This is a genomic window from Serratia sp. TMDUHS_CL (genome assembly GCF_037137105.1).
GTDB classification, from domain to species: Bacteria; Pseudomonadota; Gammaproteobacteria; order Enterobacterales; family Enterobacteriaceae; genus Serratia; species Serratia nevei.
Genome location: NZ_JBBBDV010000002.1, coordinates 508370 through 534175 on the forward strand (window position 1 = coordinate 508370; position 25806 = coordinate 534175).

Sequence of the window (25806 nt, forward strand, 5' to 3'; positions counted from 1 at the left end):
CCCGCAATGATACGGGTGAATGCCCGCGCCAGACAAGCCTCTGCGGGCATTAAAAGCGCCGTTAGCCCAGCCGGCGGATCGGTTGGCCGGCGAGGAATGCCGCAATGTCCTCGACCGCCTCGGTGAAGTAGGCGCGGTAGTTGTCGTCCGCCACGTAACCCACGTGCGGCGTCGCCAGCACGTTGGGCAGCTGACGAAACGCATCGTCGGCCGGCAGCGGCTCCGTCTCAAACACGTCCAGCCCGGCGCCGGCGATCTTCCGCTGTTGCAGCACGTCCACCAATGCCGCCCGATCGACGATCGCCGCACGCGAGGTGTTGATCAGGTAAGCGGTGGGCTTCATCGCTGCCAATTCGTCGCGCCCCACCAGCCCGCGGCTGCGATCGCTCAGCACCAGGTGGATAGAGACAAAATCGCTCTGCTCGAACAGCGCCCGTTTGGACGGCGCCAACAGGGCCCCCTCCTGCGCCGCCCGTTCCGCCGTCAGGTTCTGGCTCCAGGCCAGCACCCGCATGCCGAACGCCTGCGCCACCTTGGCCATCTGGCCGCCGATCTTGCCCAGCCCCAGCAGCCCCAGCGTTTTCCCCTGCAGAGTAACGCCGAGATCCCGCTGCCACGGGCCGTTGTTTTTCAGCCCGACGCTTTCCGGCACGATATGCTTCGCCAGCCCGAGCAGCAGCGCCCAGGTCAGCTCCATCGGCGCCGCCGATCCGCTGCGGGTGCCGCACACCACTACGCCGCGCTCGGCGGCCGCGGCCAAATCGATAGAAGCGTTGCGCATGCCGGAGGTGATCAGCAGCTTCAGCTTCGGCAGCCGCGCCAGCAGCGAGGCGGTCATCGGCGTGCGCTCGCGCATGATGACCAGAATGTCGCACTCCTGCAGATGCACCGCCAGCTCCGTTTCATCGGTAAAGTGCGCGCTGATGGCGGACACCTCCACCCGATCGGCCAGCGCCGACCAGTCTGCCATCTTGAGCGCCACCTGCTGGTAATCATCGAGAATTGCGCACTTCAATTTCATCTCCGTCTCCTGGAATGTAGGGTTAGCCACCGTCCAGCCTAGTACGAAAATGCCGTTCCGCCAGGCAAAAAAAAAGCCGCCCGTATCGGCGGCTTACTCTTTGAGCAATCAGGCTTATTCAGCCGGTTTGCGGTTGCGTGGGCGACGCGAAGCCGGTGCGCCGGAACGGCGCTGGCCATCACCCTGCGGGCGGGCGTTACCGTTGCCATTGCCGCGGTTTTCACGCTGGCCGCCGTTCGCGTTGCCGCTGCGCTGACCGCCGCCGTTACCGGAACGCTGGCCACCGCCGTTGCCGCGCGGGGCGCCGCGCCCGCCACCCTGACGGCCGTTGATGATCGGCTCGGCCTTGATGGTCGGATCCGGCTCGTAGCCCGGCAGCGCAATGCGTGGAATTTCACGCTTCAGCAGCCGCTCGATGTCGCGCAGCAGCTTGTGCTCATCCACGCACACCAGCGAGATAGCTTCGCCGGTGCGCTCCGCACGGCCGGTACGGCCGATGCGGTGCACGTAGTCTTCCGGCACGTTAGGCAGCTCGTAGTTCACCACGTGCGGCAGCTGGTCGATATCCAGGCCGCGCGCCGCGATGTCGGTCGCCACCAGCACGCGGATGCGGCCGTCTTTGAAGTCGGCCAGCGCACGGGTACGGGCGCCCTGGCTCTTGTTGCCGTGGATCGCCGCTGCGGTGATACCGTCCTTGTTCAGCTGCTCCGCCAGGTGGTTGGCGCCGTGCTTGGTGCGGGTAAACACCAGCACCTGCTTCCAGTCGCCTTCGCCGATCATCTGCGACAGCAGTTCCCGCTTACGCTTCTTGTCGACGAAGTGCACGCTCTGCTCGATCTGCTCAGACGCGGTGTTGCGGCGCGCCACTTCTACCGAAGCCGGGTTGTGCAGCAGCTTGTTGGCCAGCGCCTTGATGTCGTCGGAGAAGGTCGCGGAGAACAGCAGGTTCTGACGCTTGGCCGGCAGCTTGGCCAGCACGCGGCGGATGTCGTGGATAAAGCCCATGTCCAGCATGCGGTCCGCTTCGTCCAGCACCAGAATTTCGATTTTGGACAGGTCAACCGCGTTCTGATGTTCCAGATCCAGCAGACGGCCCGGCGTTGCCACCAGGATATCGACGCCGCCGCGCAGCTTCATCATCTGCGGGTTGATGCTCACGCCGCCAAACACCACCAGCGAACGCAGGCGCAGGTGTTTGCTGTAGGCATCGACGTTTTCGCCGATCTGCGCCGCCAGCTCACGGGTTGGCGTCAGGATCAGCGCGCGCACCGGGCGACGGCCCTTGACCGGATGGTCATGCTTGCTCAGCAGCTGCAACAGCGGCAGGGTAAAACCGGCGGTTTTACCGGTGCCGGTCTGGGCGCTGGCCATCAGGTCACGACCTTCCAGCACGACAGGGATAGCCTGACGCTGAATTGGCGTCGGTTCGCGATAGCCCTGTTCTTCAACAGCGCGCACAATTTCAGCACTTAAGCCGAGGGTTTCAAATGACATAAAGAGAAAAACTCCAGATCCCCCCTAACCTAACGGTGTTCGGTGCAGTTTCCTGGGAGGATGATCAGACGGGGCATTAAGCATGACCACGAGGGATTGGCACAAACTGCAGTGCACCAGGCGGCGATTGTAACAGAAGTCGCGCAATAAAAAGCACTTTTACGCACCCAGAGCACAATCTGCCGTAAATTCAGCATTGTCTGAAGCCGATCACATAACTCATTGTGATTAGCGGTTGCGTTTTAAACAATCTGGCATAAAGTTAATCATATGATTGATTAACTTTGAGCGTGCCCCATGCCAGCTTCCGTCCCTCATCAGGCCGCCGGCCGAGCGCGCGGCGAGCAAACGCGCCGGCAGCTGCTCGCCGCGGCGACCGAACTGTTCGGCGAATGCGGCCTGGAAGGCGCCACCACCCGCGACATCGCCCAACGGGCCGGCCAGAATATCGCCGCCATCACCTATTACTTCAGCTCCAAAGAGGGGCTGTACCTGGCCGTGGCGCAGTCGCTCGCCGATTTCATCCAGCAGGCGTTCGCCCCGCTGGCCGACGAGGTCGATCGCTTCTGGCAACAGTCCGCCGCGCAGCGCTCACCCGACGCGGCGCTGCGTTTGCTGCAGCGTGGCCTGCTGGCCTTCAGCGAACTGATGACCCAGCCGCACACGCTGAACCTCAGCAAAATCATGTCGCGCGAACAGCTCGCCCCGACCGAGGCCTACCCGCTGATCCACAGCCAGGTGATCGCGCCGATGCACGCGCGGCTATGCCGCCTGCTGGCGGCCGCGACCGGCATCGACGACCAGGCGACCCGCCTCGTGCTGCATACCCATGCGCTGATCGGCGAGGTGCTGTCGTTTCGCGTGGCGCGCGAAACCATCCGCCGCCAGGCCGGCTGGCAAGCCATTGGCGAGGACGAAGCGGCGCAGATCGGCGCCGTGCTGAGCGAACATATTGAGATTCTGGTTACCGGGCTGCGCCAACGTCACGGCGCGTAAATTCAGGCAGGGAGTGTTATGAACAAAAAACGCAGTGCCTTGATCGTGTTGTTAATTCTGCTGATCGCGGCCGCCGCTTACGGGGTATGGCATTACCAACAGCAGCAGGATAAGCCGCTGACGCTGTACGGCAACGTCGACATCCGCACGGTGAACCTCGGCTTTCGCGTCGATGGCCGCCTGGCGTCGCTGACGGTGGATGAAGGCGATGCCGTTCAGCCGGGCCAGCTGCTCGGCAAACTGGACGACGCGCCCTACCGCAACGCGCTGCAGCAGGCCGAAGCCAACGTCGGCAGCGCGCGCGCCAAGCTGTCGCTGCTGCAGGCCGGCTACCGCAGCGAAGAGATCGCCCAGGTACGGTCGGAAATGGCGCAGCGCCAGTCCGCCTTCGCCTACGCCGACAGCTTCCTGAAACGCCAGCAGGGGCTGTGGGCGAAAAACGCCACCTCCGCCGACGCGCTGGAGGATGCGCGCACCGCCCGCAATCAGGCGCAGGCCAACCTGCAGGCGGCGAAAGACAAGCTGTCGCAATACCTCAGCGGCAACCGCCCACAAGAAATCGAACAGGCCAAGGCCGACGTGGCGCAGAGCGAGGCGGCGCTGGCACAGGCGCAGTTGAACCTGCAAGACGCCACGCTGGTCTCCCCTTCCGCCGGTACGGTACTGACCCGCGCGGTGGAGCCGGGCACCATGCTCGGCGCCGGCGGCACGGTCTTCACCCTGTCGCTGACCCGGCCGGTGTGGGTGCGCGCCTACGTCAACGAAACCAGCCTGAACCAGGCGGTCCCCGGCACCGAACTGGAGATCTACACCGACGGCCGCCCCGACAAGCCTTACCACGGCAAGATCGGTTTCGTCTCGCCGACCGCGGAATTCACGCCGAAAAGCGTTGAAACGCCGGATCTGCGCACCGATCTGGTGTACCGCCTGCGGGTGATCGTCACCGACGCCGACGACGCGCTGCGCCAGGGCATGCCGGTCACCCTGCGCTTCGCCAAACCCTGAGGCCGGCCATGGAACAGGCGCACACCATTGAGCTGGAAGGGCTGGAGAAGCGCTTCCCGTCGCTTGAGAAACCGGCGGTCGCCAGCCTGACCACCACCCTGCGCAGCGGCGCGGTGATCGGGCTGGTCGGCCCGGATGGCGCCGGCAAAACCACCCTGCTGCGCATGCTGGCCGGGCTGCTGCAGCCCAGCAGCGGCAAACTGCGGGTCGTCGGGCTGGATCCGATCGCGCAGGATCGTCAACTGCACGCGATCCTCGGCTACATGCCGCAGAAGTTCGGGCTGTATGAGGATCTGACGGTGATGGAGAACCTGACGCTGTACGCCGATCTGCGCGGCGTCACCGGCGATCTTCGCCGCCAGACCTTCGAGCGGCTGTTGAAATTCACCGATCTGACCCGCTTCACCGAGCGCCTGGCGGGCAAGCTGTCCGGCGGCATGAAGCAGAAACTCGGCCTGGCCTGCACGCTGGTGGGCGAACCTCAGGTGCTGTTGCTGGATGAGCCGGGCGTCGGCGTCGACCCGATCTCGCGCCGCGAGCTGTGGCGCATGGTGCACGAACTGGCCAACGACGGCATGCTGATCCTGTGGAGCACCTCTTATCTCGATGAGGCCGAACAGTGCCGCGAAGTGCTGCTGCTCAACGAGGGCGAGCTGCTGTTCAGCGGCGCACCGCAGGAGCTGACCCGCCGTATGGCCGGGCGCACGGTGTTGATCGCCGCGCCCCCCGGCAGCCATCGATCGCTGCTGCAGCGGGCGATCTGCCTGCCGGCGGTCACCGATGGGGTGATCCAGGGCAAGTATCTGCGCCTGATTCTGAAGGAAGGCGAAGATCACCGGCAGCTGTTGCAGGCGCTGGATCTGCCGGAGGCCGAACTGGACGAAGCGGATCCGCGCTTCGAGGATGCGTTTATCGATCTGCTCGGCGGCGGCCCCAACCACCGCTCGGCGCTGGCGGAGATCATGCCGACCGTCAACGGCGAAAGCGGTGAAACGGTGATCGAAGCGGTGCAGCTGACCAAAAAATTCGGCGACTTCGCCGCTACCGATCACGTTGATTTCCAGGTGCGGCGCGGCGAAATTTTCGGCCTGCTCGGGCCGAACGGCGCCGGCAAGTCCACCACCTTTAAAATGATGTGCGGCCTGCTGATCCCCTCCAGCGGTAAGGCGCTGGTGCTAGGGATGGATCTCAAGACCAGCTCCGGCCAGGCGCGCCAGCGCCTCGGCTACATGGCGCAAAAATTCTCGCTGTACGGCAACCTGACGGTGGCGCAGAACCTGAAGTTCTTCTCCGGCGTCTACGGCCTGAGCGGCAAGGCGCAGCGCGACAAAATCGACGAGATGTCGCGCGCCTTCAACTTCGCGCCGATCCTCAATCAGACGCCGGACGCGCTGCCGCTCGGCTTCAAACAGCGCCTGGCGCTGGCCTGCGCGCTGATGCACGAACCGGATATCCTGTTCCTCGACGAACCGACTTCCGGCGTCGATCCACTGACGCGGCGCGAGTTCTGGTTGCACATCAACGGCATGGTCGACAAGGGCGTCACGGTGATGGTGACCACCCACTTTATGGACGAAGCGGAGTACTGCGACCGCATCGGCCTGGTGTACCGCGGCAAAATCATCGCCGCCGGCACGCCGGACGATCTCAAACAGCAGGTGGCACGCGACGACAATCCCAACCCCTCGATGGAGCAGGCATTTATCGAGCTGGTGCAGGGTTACGATGAGGAGGAATCACGGTGAGCGATAACCGCACCCCAATCGACGACGGCGGCTTCTCCTGGCGCCGGCTGCGCGCGCTGTGCCTGAAGGAAACGCGGCAGATACTGCGCGATCCCAGCAGCGGCCTGATCGCCTTCGTCATCCCGCTGATGCTGCTGTTTATCTTCGGCTACGGCATCAACTTGGACTCCAGCAAGCTGCATCTGGGCATTCTGATGGAGCAGCAGAGCGAAGACGCGCGCGATCTGGCCCAGGCGTTCGCCGGCTCGCCCTATATCGAACCGACCATCAGCGACAACCGCCAACAGCTGATCCAGCAGATGCAAGCCGGCACGATCCGCGGCCTGGTGGTGATCCCGGTGGATTTCGACCAGCGCATGGCGCGCCCGCACGACAGCGCCCCTATCCAGATCATCACCGACGGCAGCGAGCCGAACACCGCCAACTTCGTGCAGGGCTATGCCCAGGGCGTATGGCAAATTTGGCATCAGCAGCGCGCCACCGATCGGGGGAACAGCGACAAACCGCTGATTGACGTACAGATGCGCTACTGGTTCAACCCGGCGGCCATCAGCCGGCACTACATCATTCCCGGCGCCATCACCATCATCATGACGGTGATCGGCGCCATCCTCACCTCGCTGGTGATCGCCCGCGAATGGGAGCGAGGCACCATGGAGGCCCTGCTGTCCACCCAGGTGACGCGCAGCGAGCTGTTGCTCTCCAAGCTGATCCCTTATTACTTCCTCGGCATGGCCGCGATGGCGCTGTGCATGGCGGTGGCGGTATGGGTGCTCGGCGTGCCCTATCGCGGCTCCCTGCCGATCCTGCTGCTGATCAGCAGCCTGTTCCTCGCCAGCACCCTCGGCATGGGCCTGCTGATCTCCACCCTCACCCGCAATCAGTTCAATGCGGCGATGGTGGCACTGAACGCCGCCTTCCTGCCGTCGATCATGCTGTCCGGCTTTATCTTCCAGATCGACAGCATGCCGGCCATCGTGCGCGCGGTGACCTATATCATTCCGGCGCGCTACTTCGTCAGCACGCTGCAGACGCTGTTCCTGGCGGGCAACGTCGGCACCGTGCTGCTGATCAATCTGCTGTTCCTGATCGCTTCCGCCGTGGTGTTCATCGGCCTGACGGCCTGGAAAACCCAGCGCCGGCTGGATTGAGGAGAAAGAGCGATGTTTCATCGTCTGTTGACGCTCATCATCAAGGAAATGCAGGCGCTGCTGCGCGATCCGCAAACCCGCGCCATTTTAATCATGCCGGTGATCCTGCAGGTGCTGCTGTTCCCGTTCGCCGCGACGCTGGAAGTCACCAACGCCACCATCGCGGTCTACAGCGAGGACAGCGGCCAAGCCTCGGTAGAGCTGACCCAGCGCTTCGCCAAGGCCAAGGCCTTTCAACACGTGCTGCTGCTGCGCAGCCCGCAGGAGATAAAGACCACCATCGACAACCAGCGAGCGCTGCTGCTGATCCGCTTCCCGGCGCAGTTCTCCCGCGATATCGCCACCGGCAACACCGCGCCGCTGCAGCTGCTGCTCGACGGGCGCAACTCCAACAGCGCGCAGATCGCCGCCAACTACGTGCAGCAGATCGTTCAGGAATATCAGAACGAGCTGCTCGGCAACCGCGCCAAACCCAACAACAGCGAGCTGGTGGTGCGCAACTGGTATAACCCGAATCTGGACTATAAATGGTTCGTGGTGCCGTCGCTGATCGCCATGATCACCACCATTGGCGTGCTGATCGTCACCTCGCTGTCGGTGGCGCGCGAACGCGAACAGGGCACGCTGGAACAGCTGCTGGTCTCGCCGCTCACCACCTGGCAGATCTTTATCGGCAAGGCGGTGCCGGCGCTGATCGTCGCCAGCTTCCAGGCCAGCATCGTGCTGCTGATCGGCATCTTCCTGTACCAGATCCCGTTTGCCGGATCGCTGCTTCTGTTCTATGCCACCATGCTGATCTACGGGCTGTCGCTGGTCGGTTTCGGCCTGCTGATCTCGTCGCTGTGCGCCACTCAGCAGCAGGCGTTCATCGGCGTGTTCGTGTTCATGATGCCGGCGATCCTGCTCTCGGGTTACGTCTCGCCGGTGGAGAATATGCCGGTGTGGCTGCAGGATCTTACCTGGGTCAACCCGATACGCCACTTCACCGACATCACCAAGCAGATCTACCTGAAGGACGCCAGCTTCGACATCATCTGGCACAGCCTGTGGCCGCTGCTGGTGATCACCGCCACCACCGGCAGCGCCGCCTACGCGCTGTTCCGCCGCAAAATCGCATAAAAAAAGCTCTGCATGTCACATGCAGAGCCCGGTAAGTCCTGTGGATTTCAAGCTACTGCTTGAAAGGCCACGGATTTAGCGACGGTTGCCGAAGATACGCAGCAACATCAGGAACAGGTTGATGAAGTCGAGATACAGCGTCAGCGCGCCGACGATGGCGTACTTGCGGAAGCTGTCTTTATCATCGGCGTTCAGCTGCTCGCCCATCGCCTTGAGTTTTTGCGTGTCGTACGCGGTCAGGCCGACGAACACCACCACCCCGATGTAGGTAATCGCCCACATCAGCGCGGTGCTTTTCAGCCAGATGTTCACCAGCGAGGCCAGCACGATGCCGATCAGCGCCATGAACAGCATGCTGCCGAAGCCGCTCAGATCGCGCTTGGTGGTGTAACCGTACAGGCTCATGGCGCCGAACATGCCGGCGGTGACCACGAAGGTGCTGGCGATCGAGCTGTAGGTGTAGGCGATGAAGATGCTCGACAGCGTCAGCCCGGTCAGCGCCGAGTACAGCATGAACAGCGAAGTGGCCACCGCGCCGCTCAGGCGGTTGACCATGCCGGAGATCACGAACACCAGCGCCAGTTGGGCGATGATCAGACCGAAGAAGGTGATCTGGCTGGAGAAGATGAAGTTGAGGATCGCGGGCGTGTTGGCCGCATACCAGGAAACGAACGCCGTCAGCAGCAGACCGCAGGTCATCCAGCCGTAAACCTGCGCCATGTAGGCCTGAATGCCGCTGTTGGCACGTTCGACGATTGAACCATTAGAGCGTGGATATCGGTCCATGACGGTTACCTTTTGCGTTGTAAACAAGATTCCGAAGCCCCGCGAACGGGGCTTCGCCTGCTATAAGCGTACCACAGAATATGCCGGGCGAAAGCGGCAAAGGTCTTGATTTGTTTCCGCTGTTGACGCGTTATTTAGCCGCGTCGTGCCAGCGCTGCGCGGCCTCGCGATCGCTGTCGCGGGCGTCTACCCAACGATCGCCCTGGCCGGTGGCTTCGCGCTTCCAGAACGGCGCGCGGGTCTTCAGGTAGTCCATGATGAACTCGCTGGCGGCGAACGCCATGCTGCGGTGCGCGCCGGTCACGCCGACGAACACGATCTCGTCGCCGGGATACAGCGCGCCGACGCGGTGGATCACCGTCACCCGCTGCAGCGGCCAACGGCTGCGCGCCTCGGCCACGATCTCCGCCAGCGCCTTCTCGGTCATGCCGGGGTAGTGTTCCAGCGTCAGCGCGCTGACGTCGTCACCCAGATTATGGTTGCGCACCTTGCCGGTGAAGGTCACCACCGCGCCATCGGCGTCGCACTGCGCCAGCCACTGGTACTCGTCGCCGACGTTGAACGGCGCCTCGCCCACGCGAATGCGGGTATTTTCCATGCTTACCCCCCGGTGACCGGCGGGAAGAAGGCCACTTCATCGCCAGGGCGCAGCGGATGGTCCGCCGCCACCAGCGACTGATTGACCGCCGCCAACAGCTTGCCGGACTCCAGCGCCAGCGCCCAGCGATCGCCGCGCGCGCACAGCGCCTGGCGCAGCGCCTCGACGGTCGGATAATCCGCCGGCATCGACAGGCCACCGGTGCCCACCAGTTCGCGCACCTGCGCGAAGAAAAGAATATCGATCATACGTTCACCTTAAAATCGCCGGATTTGCCACCGCTTTTCGCCAGCAGGCGCACCGGGCCGATCACCATGTCTTTCTGTACCGCTTTGCACATGTCATAGATGGTCAATGCCGCCACCGAGGCGGCGGTCAGCGCCTCCATCTCGACGCCGGTTTTGCCGGTCAGCCGGCAGCAGGTTTCGATGCGCACCCGGTTGTGCTGCGTTTGCGCCTCCAGCTGTACTTCGACCTTGCTCAGCATCAGCGGGTGGCACAGCGGGATCAGCTCCCAGGTGCGTTTGGCCGCCTGAATGCCGGCGATGCGCGCCGTGGCGAACACGTCGCCCTTGTGATGGCTGCCGTCGACGATCATCGCCAGCGTGGCGGGCAGCATCTCGACGAAGGCTTCGGCGCGCGCCTCGCGCACCGTTTCGGCCTTGGCGGAAACGTCAACCATATGGGCTTCGCCGGCGGCGTTAATGTGGGTTAGCTGTGTCATGACTCAGGGCTTCTTCAAATGGGGCTGGAAGTTGCACGGGCGATGGCGCGCGTCCAACTGCTCTTCGATAATCCGCTCCCAGGCGGTGCGGCAGGCGCGGGTGGAGCCCGGCATGGCGAAGATCACCGTGCGGTTGGCCAGGCCGGCCAGCGCACGCGACTGGATCGTCGCGGTACCGATCTCTTCATACGACACCATGCGGAACAGTTCGCCGAACCCTTCTACCTCTCTGTCGAACAGCGGCAGCAGCGCTTCCGGCGTGTTGTCGCGGGCGGTAAAACCGGTGCCGCCGGTGATCAGCACCGCCTGCACGTTGTCATCGGCGATCCAGGCGGAAACCCGCGCGCGGATCTGGTAAATGTCATCTTTGACGATGGCGCGATCCACCACCTGATGGCCGGCTTCCTGCGCCGCTTCCTGCAGATATTGGCCGGAGGTGTCTTCCGCCGCGCCGCGGCTGTCGGACACGGTCAGGATGGCGATATGCGCCGGAATAAACTCGCTGCTCGCATGGCTCATGGTTCAATAGGCTCCTATTGGCTGTCAGCCGCCGATAAACGACAGGTTCTGGGTGATCCCGCTGTTGCCCTGATGCAGGAAATGGGTCTGCTTCTTGCTCAGCAGCCCGCTCTGGATGCGCGCCTTCAGCGCGTCGAGCTGGCCGTCGTCCGCCAGCAGATCGCGCAGGGGCACCCCCTGCTCGCCGAACAGGCACAGGTGCAGATTGCCGATGGAAGAAACGCGCAGCCGGTTGCAGCTGGCGCAGAAGTCTTTCTCATAAGGCATGATAAGACCCACCTCACCCTGGTAGTCCGGGTGGCTGAACACCTGCGCCGGGCCGTCGCTGCGGCCGCGCGCCTGGCGCTGCCAGCCCTGCTGCTCCAGCTGCCGGCGAATCACTTCGCCGGAAACGTGGTGTTTGCGAAACAGCTCGCCGCCCTCGCCGGTTTCCATCAGTTCGATAAAACGCAGCTGGATAGGCCGGTCTTTGATCCAGGCGAGAAAGGCGCCGAGCTGCTGGTGGTTAACGTCGCGCATCAGCACCGCGTTGACCTTAACCTTGCTGAAACCGGCGCTGAAGGCGGCGTCGATGCCGTCCATCACCTGGCGGAACTTGTCCTGACCGGTGATGGCGTGAAACTGGCGGGGATCCAGGCTGTCGACGCTGACGTTAATCGCCGTCAGACCGGCGTCACGCCAGGCGGCGACGTCGCGCGCCAGACGGTAGCCGTTGGTGGTGACAGCCAGGGTACGGATGGCCGGGTTTTCCCGCACGGCGGCGATGATCTCGGTAAAATCGCGGCGCAGCGAAGGCTCGCCGCCGGTCAGGCGCACCTTTTCGGTGCCCAGTTCGGCGAACGCGCGGCTGACGCGGCGGATTTCATCCAGCGACAGGAAGCTTTTCGGGCTGCCGCTCGGCTTGTAGCCGTCGGGCAGACAATAGGTGCAACGAAAGTTGCACACGTCGGTGATCGACAAGCGCAGGTAATAGAACTTGCGCTCATAAGCATCAATGAGTTGCGGCACCATAACACCTTTCCAAAGTCGGGAGATGCGAGCGTTTCCCCTCTGCACCCTGGTGGCTGACTTCGCCACGGCCCAGGCGCCATATCGTTCCGGATGAACAACGTAGGCGCAGGGGCTAGGAGTTTGATTTCTCTTCCCGCTACCTTGAGTAGCCGGAACGAAACCGTGGTTTTCAGCAGAATTCTAGCGCTAATCGGCAACGATAGCCAACGCGTAAATTCGCTATATAATTGTCTATACAGCGTTTTTAGACGCCGCGTATTCTGGTAAACCATGATAAACATCACTTGCGCGGACGAATTGACCGGAATCACGCAAATGACACTCTTATCGCGTTTTTATGCCGGATCCGCTACCTTATGCGGGCAGTTCAGCCCCTTTGTAAGGAAATTTATGCGTAATCGTACCCTGGCCGATCTCGACCGCGTGGTGGCGTTAGGCGGCGGACACGGTCTGGGCCGTGTGATGTCGGCCCTGTCGTCCTTAGGCTCCCGCCTGACCGGCATCGTCACCACCACCGACAACGGCGGTTCCACCGGCCGCATCCGCCGCTCGGAAGGCGGCATTGCCTGGGGCGATACCCGTAACTGTCTCAACCAGCTGATCACCGAACCGAGCGTCGCCTCGGCGATGTTCGAATACCGCTTCAGCGGCAACGGTGAGCTGGCCGGCCACAACCTCGGCAACCTGATGCTGAAAGCGCTGGATCACCTGAGCGTGCGCCCGCTGGAAGCGATCAACCTGGTACGCAGCCTGCTGAAGGTGGACGCGGCGCTGATCCCGATGTCGGAGCAGCCGGTGGATTTGATGGCGCACGATCACGAAGGCAACCATGTTTACGGTGAAGTGAATGTCGACCAGCTGACCCATATGCCGCAGGAGCTGATGCTGTCACCGCCGGTCAACGCCACGCGCGAAGCGCTGGACGCCATCGCGCAGGCCGACGTGATCCTGATCGGGCCGGGCAGTTTCCTCACCAGCCTGATGCCGCTGCTGCTGCTGGACGATCTCACCCAGGCACTGCGTCGCAGCAGCGCCAGCATGATCTATATCGGCAACCTCGGCCGCGAGCTGAGCGTGGCCGCCGCGGCGCTGTCGCTACAGGATAAGCTGACGCTGATGGAAGAGAAGATTGGCCGCCGGATGATCGATGCGCTGATCGTCGGCCCGGCGGTGGACGCCAGTGAAGTGCAGGATCGGGTGGTGATTCAACAGCCGCTGGAAGCGAGCGACATCCCCTACCGCCACGATCGCCAGCTGCTGCGTCAGGCGCTGGATCGGGCGCTGGTGGCGCTGGCCGATCGCCGCTGATCGAATTTAACCGTCTCGCCCACGCAGCCAGGGATTATCGCTGGCTGGGGCGGGATGGCTGACCATATCGATATACAGGTCTTCCACCTCTTTGCGCGCCCAGGGCGTGCGACGCAAAAACTTCAGGCTGGACTTGATGCTCGGATCGCTGCGGAAGCAGTTGATGCGAATGCGCGCACCCAGCTCGGACCAACCGTAGTGATCCACCAGTTTAGTCAGCAGTTGCTCCAGCGTCACGCCGTGCAGCGGGTCTTTGGACTGGTGTTGGCTCATGTTCGGTACTCTTCGTGGTCAAATCGGGCCGCACACCATAACAGCTTTGGCGCGGCCGACAAGGAATTTTGACGCCCGCGGCGCGGGCGCCATCCAACGGTCAGGAAATCGCGATGAACTGCTCGCGCAGCTGGTGGATCTCGTCGCGCAGCGCAGCGGCCTGTTCGAACTCCAGGTTTTGCGCGTGGGTGTACATCTGCGCCTCCAGATCGCGGATTTTCTGATCCAGCGCTTTCGGCGTGAGGTTCTGAAGCGAAGCACCGCCGTCCAGCGCCTTGCCCTTGCCTTTGTTCTTGGCGCGGTTGACCGGCTGGCCGATCTGCAGAATATCGCCGATCTTCTTGTTCAGCCCCTGCGGCACGATGCCGTTGGCTTTGTTGTAGGCCTGCTGCTTGGCGCGGCGCCGCTCGGTTTCGCCGATCGCCTTGGCCATCGAATCGGTGATGCGATCGCCATACAGGATCGCCTTGCCGTTCAGGTTACGCGCCGCGCGGCCGATGGTCTGGATCAGCGAACGCTCGGAACGCAGGAAGCCTTCCTTGTCGGCGTCCAGAATCGCCACCAGCGACACCTCAGGCATGTCGAGCCCCTCACGCAACAGGTTGATGCCCACCAACACGTCGAACTCGCCCAGACGCAGGTCACGGATGATTTCGACCCGTTCCACGGTATCGATGTCCGAGTGCAGGTAGCGCACGCGCTCGCCATGCTCTTCCAGGTATTCGGTCAGGTCTTCCGCCATGCGTTTGGTCAGGGTGGTCACCAGCACGCGCTCGTTGATCGCCGCGCGCTTGCGGATCTCGGAGAGCAGATCGTCCACCTGGGTGGCGACCGGTCGCACCTCCACGATCGGATCCAGCAGCCCGGTCGGCCGCACCACCTGATCGATCAGATCGCCGCCGGATTTCTCCAGCTCATATTTGCCCGGCGTCGCGGAGACATAGATGGTCTGCGGCGCCAGCGCCTCGAACTCCTCGAAGCGCAAGGGGCGGTTGTCCAGCGCCGACGGCAGGCGGAAGCCGTACTCCACCAGCGTTTCTTTACGCGCGCGGTCGCCCTTGAACATCGCGCCGATCTGCGGAATGGTGACGTGGGATTCGTCGACCACCAGCAGGCCGTCCGCCGGCAGGTAGTCGAACAGCGTCGGCGGCGGCTCGCCCTCGGCGCGCCCGGACAGGTAGCGCGAGTAGTTTTCGATGCCCGAGCAGTAACCCAGCTCGTTCATCATCTCCAGATCGAACTGGGTGCGCTGCGTCAGGCGCTGCTCTTCCAGCAGCTTGTTGTTGGCCAGCAGCACCTTGCGGCGGTCCGCCAGATCGACCTTGATCTCTTCCATCGCCTGCATGATCCGCTCACGCGGCGTCACGTAGTGCGATTTCGGGTAGATGGTAAAACGCGGCACCACCTGCTCGATCTGCCCGGTCAGCGGATCGAACAGCGACAGCCGTTCCACTTCATCGTCGAACAGCTCGACGCGCAGCGCCAGCTCGTCCGACTCCGCCGGGTAAATGTCGATCACCTCGCCGCGCACGCGGAAGGTAGCGCGCTGGAAGGCCTGATCGTTGCGGGAGTACTGCAGCTCCGCCAGCCGGCGCAAAATGGATCGTTGATCGATGATCATGCCCTGGGTCAGGTGCAGCATCATCTTCAGGTAAAGATCCGGATCGCCCAGGCCGTAGATCGCCGACACCGACGCCACCACCACCACGTCGCGCCGCTCCAGCAGCGCCTTGGTGGCGGAAAGACGCATCTGCTCGATGTGCTCGTTCACCGAAGCGTCTTTTTCAATGAAGGTGTCGGAGCTGGGCACATAGGCTTCCGGCTGGTAGTAGTCGTAGTAGGAGACGAAGTATTCCACCGCATTCTCCGGGAAAAACTCTTTCATCTCGCCGTACAGCTGCGCCGCCAGCGTCTTGTTCGGCGCCAGCACCATGGTCGGCCGATTCAGATCGGCTATCACGTTGGCGATGGTGAATGTCTTGCCCGAACCGGTGACCCCCAGCAGCGTCTGGTGCGCCAGGCCGTCTTCCAGCCCCTCTTCCAGCTTGCGGATGGCTTCCGGCTGATCGCCGGCCGGTTTGAACTCTGAATGCAGTTTGAAAAGTTTACTCATTGCTCGGCTACCCTGTGGAGATGCGCGCGCTCAGGCGGCCAGCCGGCTCTGCGCCGGGCATGGCCCCTAATTATGGAAAGTGTCGGCGATTTGCGCCAGTGCCCATGATACTGGATATAAAACCAGCTTCAAGCGGATTCGTCGCCGGGATCGACGCCGCTGCAACGTCGCTGCACCGTGGCGTTACAGCCCGGTGACATTTTTATTGTCAATAACAGATTTATCCCCAGAACTTGCCGCGAATTAACTTATTGATAGCACGGCGTTGAAAAATCATACATAGAGGCCTGATCAATACCCCTGCGTCTTGATTTTAATTAAATTATTGATATTTAATAACATTAATAAAAAGACGAGAATGCGGACAAAGCGAACAGAACCCGCGTCGGCTCTCGCTTTACAGCGTTTTTCTAAATCTAATACACAAGGTTATCCACAGGAATAGTGGATAACTCTCACCGCCCCGCCCGGGGCGGGAGTTACAGAAAGAAAGCTTTTCGCCCTTTACACTCGCCAAAATGCCTTTTTTAGTTATTTTTTCATAAAAATATCGCTTTGTTTATGCCGATTAATACTAAAAATCCCCATTGCCAAAATCGCATTGGCCCCTTTCACGCGGATCGCTCTTGACGGCGGCGCAACGCCTTGCACCATGCCCTGACCAAAGAGCACCATAAGAGTGCAAAAAACGTCCGGGTTAACTTCCCCGCGTATTTTCGGGCCGCCACGGCAGCGCCTGTCAGGCCTGACGCGTGGTTAACAAGGCGATAACAATCCCCGTTTTCACCCGGCGGCAAAACTGGCCTGAGAGTTGCTTTATCTTCCTGCGTATAAACGCGGTGCCACAGCATGATGCGCTGCCTGCCGCGACGCGTAATCTCCGCGGCGCTATCGCCCGTAAAAGCGCAAGAACGACACCAAGTCGTCACAAGCGTCGTTTTTAACGACATATTGACTGTCATTCCGTCTACCGCAGACCTTGCTCTGGCTCATTAGACGGACGGCATTTTGTTCCAGACATTGCCACACTCGGGAAATTCGCCGCGCATGCGGCCTTTGCAGTCCCCGCCAACGAGTGAAACGGGCGTCTATGAGGAGAATGCCAAATGCTGAGCCTGAGATCGGTCAATCAATTTTACGGGCAGAACCACACCCTGTGGGACATCAACCTGGAGCTGCCGCGCGGCCAGTGCACCGTGCTGCTCGGCCGCAACGGCGTGGGCAAAACCACGCTGGTCAACTGCATTATGGGGCATGTGCCGGTGGTGAGCGGCAGCATGACCTGGCAGCCGGCGGATCAGCCGCCGCAAAACCTGTTGCTGCAGCCGATGGAGCGCCGCGCCGCACTGGGCATCAGCCACGTGCCCCAGGGGCGGCAGCTCTTCTCGCAGCTGAGCGTGGAGGAGAATCTGCAGGTGGCGCAAATGGCCGGGCGCGGCGCCCCTCGCCGCATTCCGCCGCTGATCTACAGCCTGTTTCCCCATTTGCGCCAGATGCGCGCGCGCCGCGCCGGCGATCTTTGCGTGGGCGCCCAACGCCAGCTGGCGATTGGCCGGGCGCTGGCCCAGGAGCCGGCGCTGCTGATCCTCGACGAACCGACGGCGGGCGTCCCCCCCTCGATCGCCGCCGACATCGGCAACGTGATCCGCCGGCTCAACCGCGAATTGGGCATGACCATTTTACTGGTGGAGCATCAGCTGCCGTTCGTGCGCCGGGTGGCGGACCGCTTCTGCCTGTTGGACAGCGGGCGCACGGTGGCGCACGGCGCGCTGGCGCAGCTGGATGAGGCGTTGATCGGCGCCGGGCTGGCGCGCCAGGAAGGAGAATGAGGGAGAAAGCCTCCCTCATGGAGGGTTTATAGCAGGCTGATATCCAGATACTGCCCCAGCGGCGCCCGCTCGGCCTGCGGCAGGTGCGGGATTTCACCCAGCAGCGGCGCCGGCAGCATACGGCGCAGCGTGGCCAGGTATTCCTGATGCCGCCGCCCCGGCGGCGTCACGTCGTTGGCGATCCAACCGGCCAGCTTCAGCCCCGCCTGTTGCACCGCCTGCGCCGTCAGCACCGCGTGGTTGATGCAGCCCAGTTTAATGCCCACCACCAGGATCACCGGCAGTTGCTCCTGCTGCACCCAATCGGCGAAGGTGTACTGCGCCGACAGCGGGGTAAACCACCCGCCCGCGCCCTCGACCAGCACCCAGTCGGCGCGCTGCTCCAACCGGCGCAGGCCGTCGGACAGCTGCGCCGCCTCGATCGGCCGGCCTTCATCGGCGCTGACGATATGCGGCGAGGTCGGTTCGGCAAAAACGTAAGGGTTCACTTCGTCGTAGCGGAGCGCCACGCCGCTGTTGGCCTGCAGCGCCAGCGCATCGCCGTTGCGCAGCCCCTCGGCGGTCATTTCGCTGCCGGAAGCCACCGGCTTATAACCGGCGCTGCGGTAGCCCGCCCGGTTGGCGGCCTGCAGCAAGGCGCTGCTGGCGACGGTTTTACCGACTTCGGTGTCGGTGCCGGTCACGAACCAACGTTTAATCACGATAAATCACTCCATAAACCAGATGATAGCTGAGTGGGAACTGCCCCTGCCGGCACGGGTAAGCCGCCTGCAGCGCGGCGAGACGGCCACGCGACATCAGGCCGCCCTCGCGCCCCTGATGCAGGTGCGTGGCCCCGATGCCCTTGAGCGAACGCATCAGCGTCATCACGTCCGGGTAGTTCAGGGTGCGCAGCTCCGTGACCAGCTCGTGCCGATAGTCAGCACAGGCGGCGCGGATCTGCGCCAGCGGCAGGAAAGCGTTCACGTGGCGCTCGCCATCCACCTGTTGCCAGGCGTCCCCCAGTTCCTGCAGCGATCCCGCCGCCAGCGTGGAAAACAGAATTACGCCGCCGGGGCGGGTCACGCGATACAGCTCCGCCAGCGCGGCGGGCAGATCGCTGCACCATTGCACCACCAGGCTGCTGAAACAGATGTCCATCGCCGCATCGGGCAGCGGCACCTGTTCGATATCGCCCAGCAGATAATGGTGCGCCGCCTGCCGTTGACGGGCGACGTCCAGCATGCCCGGCGCCAGATCGAGCGCGGTCACCTGCTTGCCGCGCTCGCGCCACAGGCGGCTGAAATAGCCGGTGCCGCAGCCGGCATCCAGCAGCCGTTCGCCCGGATGGGCACTCCCCATCCCCAGTAAGCGCTCGCCAACGTCACGCTGCAGCGCGGCGGCGGCGTCGTAGCTGCCGGCGGCGCGGCTGAAGGCCGAAGCGACCGCCTGTTTGTTCACCGCGTCATTGGCTGACGTCATGCAATACCTCCAGCAGGCGATCGATGTCCTGCGGCTGATGCGCCGCCGTCAGGGTGATGCGCAACCGCGCGCCGCCCGGCGGCACCGTCGGTGGGCGGATGGCGCTCACCCACAGCCCGCGCTCACGCAGGCGGGTCGCCAGATCGAGCGCGCGTTGATTGTCCCCCACCAGCAGCGGCTGGATGGCGGTGTCGGAATCCGTCAGGGTTAGCGCCAGCGGCGCCGCGCCCTGGCGGAAACGCCGAATGTTGTCCTGCAGCCGGGCGCGCAGTTCATCGCCCTCTCGAATGCAGGCCAGCGCCGCCTGCAGCGCGCAGGCCTGCGCCGGCGGCATCGCGGTGCTGTAAATCAGATGGCGGGCGAACTGCAGCAGATACTCGGCGGTCGCCTCATCGCACAGCACCGCCGCGCCGCTGACGCCGAACGCCTTGCCGAAGGTCGCCACCAGCAGTTCAGGGCGCACGCCCTGTTGCCAGCAGCTGCCGCGGCCTTGCTCGCCGCGCACGCCGACGCCGTGGGCATCGTCCACCATCAGCCAGGCGCCCGCCGCGCGGGTTAAGCGATGCAGTTCCGCCAACGGTGCGCCGTCGCCGTCCATGCTGAACACCCCTTCGGTCACCGCCAACCGCTGCCCTTCACAGGGTTTGGCCAGCAGATCCGCCAGCGCCTGCGGCTGATTGTGCTGGAAGCGGCGCAGCTCGGCCGGCGACTGCGCCGCCGCCTCCAGCAGCGAGGCGTGGCTGAGGCGATCGGCTAAAATGCGATCGCCTTTCTGCATCAACGCCGCCAGCACCGCCTGGTTGGCGGCGTAACCGGAGATGAACAGCAGCGCGCGCGGATAGCCGAGCCACGCCGCCAGTTGCTCCTCCAGCGCCTGATGCGCCGCGCTAAAGCCGGTGACGTGGCCCGACCCGCCGCTGCCGACGCCGTAACGCTGCGCGCCCTGCTGCCAGGCGGCGATCACCCGCGCATCTTGGCTCAGCCCCAGGTAGTCGTTGCCGGAGAAGTTCAGGTAGAGACGATCGCCCAGCCGGATCTGGCGGCCGTTGCCGCCCTCGGTGGTCTGTCGCCGACGGTAGGCGGCGTTGAGGTGCCGTTCTGCCAGCGCCTGCTCGATGCGTTGTTGCCAGCTCATCACGGCGCCGCGTTGTAAAACTCGGCGGTATCGGCGTTCAGCAGCTGCTTAGCCAGCACCTGCTGTTGCTGGTTGTCGCCGTGTTCGGTGGCGGTCTGCTGCGGGTTCAGCCCCAGCTTGCGGAACAGTTGCAGATCCTTGTCTTCTTCCGGGTTCGGCGTGGTCAGCAGCTTGCAACCGTAGAAGATCGAGTTGGCGCCGGCCATAAAGCACATCGCCTGTGTCTGTTCGTTCATCTGTTCACGGCCGGCGGAGAGGCGGACATAAGAAGACGGCATCATGATGCGCGCCACCGCGATGGTGCGGATAAAGTCAAACGGATCGACATCGTCGTTATCCGCCAGCGGCGTGCCTTTTACCTTCACCAACATGTTGATCGGCACGCTCTCCGGCGGTTTCGGCAGGTTGGCCAGCTGCACCAGCAGCCCGGCGCGGTCGCGCACCGTTTCACCCAGCCCGACGATGCCACCGGAGCATACTTTGATGCCGGCGTCGCGCACTTTGTCGAGCGTATCCAGACGTTCCTGGTAGCTGCGGGTGGTGATGATGCTGCCGTAGAACTCCGGCGAGGTATCGAGGTTATGGTTGTAATAATCCAACCCGGCTTCCGCCAGCCGCTCGGCCTGAGTGCCGTCAAGCGTGCCCAGCGTCATGCAGGTTTCCATGCCCATCGCTTTCACGCCCTGCACCATCTGCTGCAGATAAGGCATATCGCGCTCGTGCGGGTTCTTCCACGCCGCGCCCATGCAAAAACGGGTCGAGCCGTTCGCCTTGGCCTTGCGCGCCGATTCCAGTACCTGTTCGACCTGCATCAACCGCTCCGACTCCAGGCCGGTCTTGTAGCGCGAGCTTTGCGGGCAGTATTTGCAGTCTTCCGGGCAAGCGCCGGTCTTGATCGACAGCAGCGTGCTGACCTGCACCTGACGCGGGTCAAAGTGCTGGCGGTGTACGGTTTGCGCTTCGAACAGCAGTTCAAGCAGAGGTTTATCAAACAGGGCCTGGGCTTGCCCTACTGTCCAGTGAATGCGATCGGCCATCATGGCGTCTCCAAAACGAAAAAGTGTCGCCAGTTTAAATATTGTGGATATACTGTCAACCAATCTTAATTCAATTTGGTTTACAAGTATGTCTGTGACCGCTTCCGACCTGGCGTTTGACCAACGTCATATCTGGCACCCCTACACCTCCATGAGCCGCCCGTTACCCTGTTACCCGATCGAGTCGGCCAGCGGCGTCGAGCTGCAGCTGGCGGACGGCCGGCGTCTGGTGGACGGTATGTCCTCCTGGTGGGCGGCGATCCACGGTTACAACCATCCGCACCTGAATCAGGCCGCCAGCCGGCAGCTGGAGAAGATGTCGCACGTGATGTTCGGCGGTATTACCCATCCGGCCGCCATCTCGCTGTGCCGCCGGTTAGTGGCGATGACGCCGGAAGCGCTGCAGTGCGTGTTCCTGGCGGATTCCGGTTCGGTGGCGGTAGAAGTGTCGCTGAAGATGGCGCTGCAGTACTGGCAGGCGCGCGGTGAGCGGCGGCAGCGCATCCTGACGCTGCGCCACGGCTATCACGGCGATACCTTCGGCGCGATGTCGGTCTGCGATCCGGACAACTCGATGCACAGCCTCTATCAGGGCTACCTGGCGCCGCACCTGTTCGCCACCGCGCCGCAGTGCCGCTTCGACGAGGAATGGCGCGAAGAGGACATCGCGCCGTTCGCCGCGTTGCTGGAGCAGCACGCCGGTGAAGTGGCGGCGGTGATCCTGGAACCGGTGGTGCAAGGCGCCGGCGGCATGCGTATCTACCACCCGACCTACCTCAAGCGGGTGCGCGAGCTGTGCGATCGCCATCAGGTGCTGCTGATCGCCGACGAAATCGCCACCGGCTTCGGCCGCACCGGCAAGCTGTTCGCCTGCGAGCACGCACAGGTGGTGCCGGACATTCTCTGCCTGGGCAAGGCGCTGACCGGCGGCTACATGACGCTGTCCGCCACCCTGACCACCCGCCACGTGGCGGAGACCATCAGCAACGGCGCGGCCGGCTGCTTTATGCACGGCCCAACCTTTATGGGCAACCCGCTGGCCTGCGCGGTGGCGGACGCCAGCCTGGCGCTGCTGGCGGAAAATCGCTGGCAGGCGCAGGTGAGCGCCATCGAAGCCCAGCTGAAACAGGAACTGCTGCCGCTCGCGGCGCTGCCGAAGGTGGCGGACGTGCGGGTGCTGGGCGCGATTGGGGTGGTGGAGATGCGTGAACCGGTGGACGTCGCCGAGCTGCAGCGCGGATTCGTCGAACGCGGGGTGTGGATCCGGCCGTTCGGCAAGCTGATTTACCTGATGCCGCCTTACATCATCGAAGCGGAACAGCTCAGCCGCCTGACCGCCGCCGTCGCCGCCGCCGCGCGTTAATGCCTTACCAATGCTGGTCCAGATAGCGGGCCAGCAATCCCAGACACAGCAGCCAAAGTAAAATGATCATCGCTGCCGCCATGCGGCCGGTGGGGTTATCGACGCGCTTTTGCGCCTTCTCGCGCAGCTCGGCCATCAGCGGCTTGGGGATCAGGCGCACCGCCAGCATGATGCCCAACGGCACGATGATGACGTCATCCAGATAGCCCAGCACCGGAATGAAGTCCGGGATCAGATCGATCGGCGAGATCGCATAGCCGGCCACCAGCAGCGCGATCAGTTTGGCGTACCACGGGGTGCGCTTATCACGGGCGGCCAGCCACAGCGCGTAAATATCGCGCTTGATGCTTTTGGCCCAACGGCGCAGCCAGCCGAACCACGGCGTGCGTTTTTTCAGTGAGATCATGGTGGCGTTATTTGGCTATCCGGCGGTCTGTAGGAAGGAAGATGCGGCCATGGTAACCGATCCGCGCCGCCGTTGGCGAATGGCAATCCCGCTTGTATTGTCACGGCGAAACGATCTAGCTTAAGGGTCCGCGTTTACCGACAACTGGGAGTCACTATGGCTTTTCGTTTGTACAGCAACGATCTGCAGGACGGCGGCAAGCTGCCGCAGGCGCAGGTCTTCAACGGCATGGGCTACCACGGCGATAACCTGTCGCCCCACCTGGCCTGGGACGGCGTGCCGGCCGGCACCAAGAGCTTCGTAATCGCCGTTTACGATCCCGATGCCCCGACCGGCTCCGGCTGGTGGCACTGGATCGTGGCCAACATTCCCGCCGACGTGCGCGAGCTGCCCCAGGGCGCGGGCTCCGGCAAAGCGCCGCTGCCCGCCGGCGCACTGCAGACCCGCACCGACTTCGGCTCGGCTGGCTACGGCGGCGCGGCGCCGCCAGAGGGCGAGAGCCACCGCTACCAGTTCACCGTGCATGCGCTGGACGTGGAGCGTATCGAAGTGGATGAGGGATCCAGCGGCGCGCTGGTGGGCTTTAACGTCCATTTCCACAGCCTCGGCAGCGCCACGCTGACGGTGACGTTCAACTGATCCCCCGCCAATAAAAAAGCGCGATTCAACCGAACCGCGCTTTTTCCATACTCATCTGACCGCCGAATTACTTCGCCAGCACGCTCACCCACATCGGGCCTTTGCCCACCGGATAACGCGCCAGCGTGGTCAGCTCACCGCTGCGCTGATCAATCTCATGCACCGCGATGTGATCGGACTTCTGGCCGGACGAAATCACGAAGCGGCCGCTGTGATCGATATTGAAACCGCGCGGCTGCGCTTCGGTCGGGTGATAGCCGACCACGCTCAGCGTGCCGCCGTCTTCGGAAACGCTGAAGATGGTCAGAATGCTAGCGGTGCGATCGCTGGTGTACAGGAAGCGGCCGTTCGGCGTGATATGAATGTCCGCCGCCCAGCGGATGCCGTCGAAGTCGGCCGGCATGATGTCCAGCGTCTGCGTCACGGTGTAGTGACCGCCGTTTTCCGAGATGGCCAGCACGTCCACCGTACCGTCCAGCTCATTGACGCAGTAAGCGAACTTGTCGTTGTGGTGGAACGCCATATGACGCGGCCCGGCGCCGGCGGCGGTCGCCACCGCTTCCTGCGCGTGTGGCGTCAGCTGGCCCGCCAGGCTCAGGTTGAACAGGCGGATGCGGTCTTCTTTCAGGCAAGGCACCAGCACCAGCTGGTTGGTCGGATCGATGTTCGCCGAGTGCGGCGCGGTCAGGCCGTCGATCTGCTGAATAGGCGCCGTCACCACGCCGTCGTGGCCGATCGGGCTGATGCTGGCGCAGTTGCCGCTGTAGGAGGCGGAGAACAGGTAACGCCCCTGCAAATCGGTGGAGATATGGGTCGGGCTGCCCGGCAGCGGCGCCATGCCGGCCTGCTGCAGCGTGCCGTCCGCCTCGATGCGGTAGCTGACGATGCCGAACGCCGGACGTACGCCGACGTACAGGTGGGTCTTGTCCGGATGAAGGGTCATCGGCTGCACCTGGCCCGGCACATCAACGGTTTGCAGCAGCGCCAGCGCGCCGGCATCGTCCAACTGCCAAACGTGGATCTGCTGGCTCTCCGGGCTGGCGACATAAACGATTTGCTTCATGTGTTCTCCTTGCAAAGGGTAAAAGAGGAACCGGTTTCAGGCCGTTCGATTGCCCCTAGCTTACCGCACATCCGTCGCATGGCAACCCCGCTTAGCACCGGAAGCTCACGCGGTTTTCTCCGTTGGCTATCCGGTGTACCATCGGATTAATTTTATGGCTAACGATAACGAGAACCCTATGAGCTACCGCGTCATCGCCCTCGATCTTGACGGCACCCTGCTGGACAACCAAAAACGCATCTTACCGCAGTCGCTGGAAGCGCTGGCGCAGGCGCGCGCCGCCGGCATCCAGGTGGTGGTGGTCACCGGCCGCCACCACGTCGCCATCCATCCGTTCTACCAGGCGCTGCAGATAGACACCCCGGCCATCTGCTGCAACGGCACCTACCTGTATGATTTTCAGCAGAAGAAGGTGCTGGCGGCCGATCCTCTGGCGAAAGATCAGGCCAAGCAGGTGCTGCAGATGCTCAAACAGACCGACATTCACGGGCTGATGTATGTTGACGACGCCATGCTCTACCAGGAGCCGAGCGGCCACGTGACCCGCTCGCTGGCCTGGGCCGAAACCCTGCCGGTAGCGCAGCGCCCAACGCTGCTGCAGGTCGGCAGCCTGGCCCAGGCGGCCGACGACGCGCAGGCGATCTGGAAATTCGCCACCTCGCACGCCGATACCCTGGCGCTGCGCGAGTTTGCCGACACGGTGGAGAAAGAGCTGGGGCTGGCGTGCGAATGGTCCTGGCACGATCAGGTGGATATCGCCAAAGGCGGCAACAGCAAAGGCAAGCGCCTGCGCCAATGGGTGGAGTCGCAGGGGCTGAGCATGGATCAGGTGGTGGCGTTCGGCGACAACTACAACGACATCAGCATGCTGGAAGCGGTCGGGTTGGGCGTGGCGATGGGCAACGCCGATGACGCGATCAAGGAACGCGCCGATCTGGTGATCGCCGATAACCTGCAGCCGGGCATCGCCGAGGTGATCCGCACCCGCGTGCTGTAATCTTTTCGCCCTC

General features: G+C 63.2%; 26 protein-coding genes and 1 riboswitch. Of the genes, 10 read left to right on the plus strand and 16 right to left on the minus strand.

The window, feature by feature from the left end:
* Positions 1–61 precede the first annotated feature (61 nt).
* Both WCL58_RS06190 and rhlE read right to left on the minus strand, forming a co-directional pair.
* Positions 62–1021 (minus strand): D-2-hydroxyacid dehydrogenase family protein, encoded by a 960-nt coding sequence (locus WCL58_RS06190; RefSeq protein ID WP_336850743.1) that lies wholly within the window; start codon positions 1019–1021, stop codon positions 62–64.
* Positions 1022–1135: 114 nt separating this feature from the next.
* Entirely contained in the window at positions 1136–2515 is a 1380-nt protein-coding gene (gene rhlE / locus WCL58_RS06195; protein ID WP_042783890.1) for an ATP-dependent RNA helicase RhlE, read from the minus strand.
* Between the two features lie 297 nt (positions 2516–2812).
* Here rhlE and cecR point away from each other — a divergent pair, with 297 nt between their 5' ends.
* From cecR to WCL58_RS06220, 5 genes are read left to right on the plus strand one after another with little or no spacing between them, the layout of a single operon-like run.
* Positions 2813–3511, plus strand: coding sequence for a transcriptional regulator CecR (gene cecR, locus WCL58_RS06200; RefSeq protein ID WP_336850744.1), 699 nt, complete (start codon positions 2813–2815; stop codon positions 3509–3511).
* An 18-nt stretch (positions 3512–3529) separates the two neighbouring features.
* A complete protein-coding gene (hlyD, locus tag WCL58_RS06205; protein ID WP_049201139.1) occupies positions 3530–4516 on the plus strand; it encodes a secretion protein HlyD in 987 nt (328 codons plus the stop codon).
* A gap of 8 nt (positions 4517–4524) precedes the next feature.
* Positions 4525–6261, plus strand: coding sequence for an ATP-binding cassette domain-containing protein (locus WCL58_RS06210; RefSeq protein WP_336850746.1), 1737 nt, complete (start codon positions 4525–4527; stop codon positions 6259–6261).
* On the plus strand, positions 6258–7412 hold the full coding sequence (locus WCL58_RS06215) for an ABC transporter permease (protein WP_336850747.1): 1155 nt from the start codon (positions 6258–6260) through the stop codon (positions 7410–7412). The genes WCL58_RS06210 and WCL58_RS06215 overlap by 4 nt, the downstream gene beginning before the upstream one ends.
* Positions 7413–7424: 12 nt before the next feature.
* Entirely contained in the window at positions 7425–8531 is a 1107-nt protein-coding gene (locus tag WCL58_RS06220) for an ABC transporter permease (RefSeq protein WP_033637509.1), read from the plus strand.
* A 75-nt stretch (positions 8532–8606) separates the two neighbouring features.
* On the opposite strand, the gene WCL58_RS06225 is transcribed toward WCL58_RS06220, so the two are convergent.
* From WCL58_RS06225 to moaA, 6 genes are all read right to left on the minus strand, one after another.
* A complete protein-coding gene (locus WCL58_RS06225; protein WP_033637508.1) occupies positions 8607–9317 on the minus strand; it encodes a Bax inhibitor-1/YccA family protein in 711 nt (236 codons plus the stop codon).
* Positions 9318–9447: 130 nt separating this feature from the next.
* Positions 9448–9915, minus strand: a complete 468-nt coding sequence (gene moaE, locus WCL58_RS06230; protein ID WP_004939764.1) for a molybdopterin synthase catalytic subunit MoaE — start codon at positions 9913–9915, stop codon at positions 9448–9450.
* Positions 9916–9917: 2 nt separating this feature from the next.
* The gene (gene moaD / locus WCL58_RS06235) at positions 9918–10163 is read right to left on the minus strand and encodes a molybdopterin synthase sulfur carrier subunit (protein WP_141958379.1); all 246 of its coding nucleotides are present in this window, start codon (positions 10161–10163) and stop codon (positions 9918–9920) included.
* Positions 10160–10639 carry a cyclic pyranopterin monophosphate synthase MoaC gene (gene moaC / locus WCL58_RS06240; protein ID WP_049201144.1) on the minus strand — a complete coding sequence of 160 codons (480 nt, stop codon included), beginning with the start codon at positions 10637–10639 and terminating at the stop codon, positions 10160–10162. The genes moaD and moaC overlap by 4 nt, the downstream gene beginning before the upstream one ends.
* A gap of 3 nt (positions 10640–10642) precedes the next feature.
* The gene (gene moaB / locus WCL58_RS06245; RefSeq protein ID WP_033642238.1) at positions 10643–11158 is read right to left on the minus strand and encodes a molybdenum cofactor biosynthesis protein B; all 516 of its coding nucleotides are present in this window, start codon (positions 11156–11158) and stop codon (positions 10643–10645) included.
* A gap of 24 nt (positions 11159–11182) precedes the next feature.
* Positions 11183–12169: a GTP 3',8-cyclase MoaA gene (gene moaA / locus WCL58_RS06250; RefSeq protein ID WP_004939778.1), complete on the minus strand. Its 987-nt coding sequence runs from the start codon at positions 12167–12169 to the stop codon at positions 11183–11185.
* Positions 12156–12300, minus strand: a riboswitch (molybdenum cofactor riboswitch). (Overlaps the previous gene by 14 nt.)
* Positions 12301–12559: 259 nt before the next feature.
* Between moaA and yvcK the strand changes: the two genes are divergently transcribed.
* The gene (gene yvcK, locus WCL58_RS06255; protein WP_060420927.1) at positions 12560–13477 is read left to right on the plus strand and encodes a uridine diphosphate-N-acetylglucosamine-binding protein YvcK; all 918 of its coding nucleotides are present in this window, start codon (positions 12560–12562) and stop codon (positions 13475–13477) included.
* Positions 13478–13483: 6 nt separating this feature from the next.
* Here yvcK and WCL58_RS06260 read toward each other — a convergent pair whose 3' ends face one another.
* Together WCL58_RS06260 and uvrB are read right to left on the minus strand one after the other, a co-directional pair.
* Positions 13484–13750, minus strand: coding sequence for a VF530 family DNA-binding protein (locus WCL58_RS06260; RefSeq protein ID WP_049201151.1), 267 nt, complete (start codon positions 13748–13750; stop codon positions 13484–13486).
* 100 nt (positions 13751–13850) lie between these two features.
* Complete coding sequence (gene uvrB, locus WCL58_RS06265) at positions 13851–15863, minus strand: excinuclease ABC subunit UvrB (RefSeq protein ID WP_142109441.1); 2013 nt, start codon at positions 15861–15863, stop codon at positions 13851–13853.
* Positions 15864–16969: 1106 nt separating this feature from the next.
* Here uvrB and WCL58_RS06270 point away from each other — a divergent pair.
* Positions 16970–17692 (plus strand): ATP-binding cassette domain-containing protein, encoded by a 723-nt coding sequence (locus WCL58_RS06270; RefSeq protein ID WP_049195911.1) that lies wholly within the window; start codon positions 16970–16972, stop codon positions 17690–17692.
* Between the two features lie 26 nt (positions 17693–17718).
* Here WCL58_RS06270 and bioD read toward each other — a convergent pair whose 3' ends face one another.
* From bioD to bioB, 4 genes are read right to left on the minus strand one after another with little or no spacing between them, the layout of a single operon-like run.
* Positions 17719–18393 carry a dethiobiotin synthase gene (bioD, locus tag WCL58_RS06275; RefSeq protein ID WP_336850748.1) on the minus strand — a complete coding sequence of 225 codons (675 nt, stop codon included), beginning with the start codon at positions 18391–18393 and terminating at the stop codon, positions 17719–17721.
* Positions 18386–19153, minus strand: coding sequence for a malonyl-ACP O-methyltransferase BioC (gene bioC, locus WCL58_RS06280; RefSeq protein ID WP_060420921.1), 768 nt, complete (start codon positions 19151–19153; stop codon positions 18386–18388). Before bioC ends, bioD begins: the two co-directional genes overlap by 8 nt.
* Positions 19137–20288, minus strand: a complete 1152-nt coding sequence (bioF, locus tag WCL58_RS06285; RefSeq protein WP_147839618.1) for an 8-amino-7-oxononanoate synthase — start codon at positions 20286–20288, stop codon at positions 19137–19139. The genes bioC and bioF overlap by 17 nt, the downstream gene beginning before the upstream one ends.
* Entirely contained in the window at positions 20288–21325 is a 1038-nt protein-coding gene (gene bioB / locus WCL58_RS06290; RefSeq protein WP_031299723.1) for a biotin synthase BioB, read from the minus strand. The genes bioF and bioB overlap by 1 nt, the downstream gene beginning before the upstream one ends.
* Positions 21326–21413: 88 nt before the next feature.
* On the opposite strand from bioB, the gene bioA reads away from it, so the two are divergent.
* A complete protein-coding gene (bioA, locus tag WCL58_RS06295; protein ID WP_060440490.1) occupies positions 21414–22688 on the plus strand; it encodes an adenosylmethionine--8-amino-7-oxononanoate transaminase in 1275 nt (424 codons plus the stop codon).
* A 4-nt stretch (positions 22689–22692) separates the two neighbouring features.
* Here bioA and WCL58_RS06300 read toward each other — a convergent pair whose 3' ends face one another.
* Positions 22693–23094, minus strand: coding sequence for a YkvA family protein (locus WCL58_RS06300; protein ID WP_038870940.1), 402 nt, complete (start codon positions 23092–23094; stop codon positions 22693–22695).
* A 156-nt stretch (positions 23095–23250) separates the two neighbouring features.
* Between WCL58_RS06300 and WCL58_RS06305 the strand changes: the two genes are divergently transcribed.
* Positions 23251–23733 (plus strand): kinase inhibitor, encoded by a 483-nt coding sequence (locus WCL58_RS06305; RefSeq protein WP_060420913.1) that lies wholly within the window; start codon positions 23251–23253, stop codon positions 23731–23733.
* Positions 23734–23800: 67 nt separating this feature from the next.
* Here the strand turns inward: WCL58_RS06305 and pgl are convergent, their stop codons facing one another.
* Positions 23801–24796, minus strand: coding sequence for a 6-phosphogluconolactonase (gene pgl / locus WCL58_RS06310; RefSeq protein ID WP_084826658.1), 996 nt, complete (start codon positions 24794–24796; stop codon positions 23801–23803).
* A gap of 178 nt (positions 24797–24974) precedes the next feature.
* Between pgl and WCL58_RS06315 the strand changes: the two genes are divergently transcribed.
* Positions 24975–25793 (plus strand): pyridoxal phosphatase, encoded by an 819-nt coding sequence (locus WCL58_RS06315; RefSeq protein ID WP_047728435.1) that lies wholly within the window; start codon positions 24975–24977, stop codon positions 25791–25793.
* Positions 25794–25806: the final 13 nt, after the last annotated feature.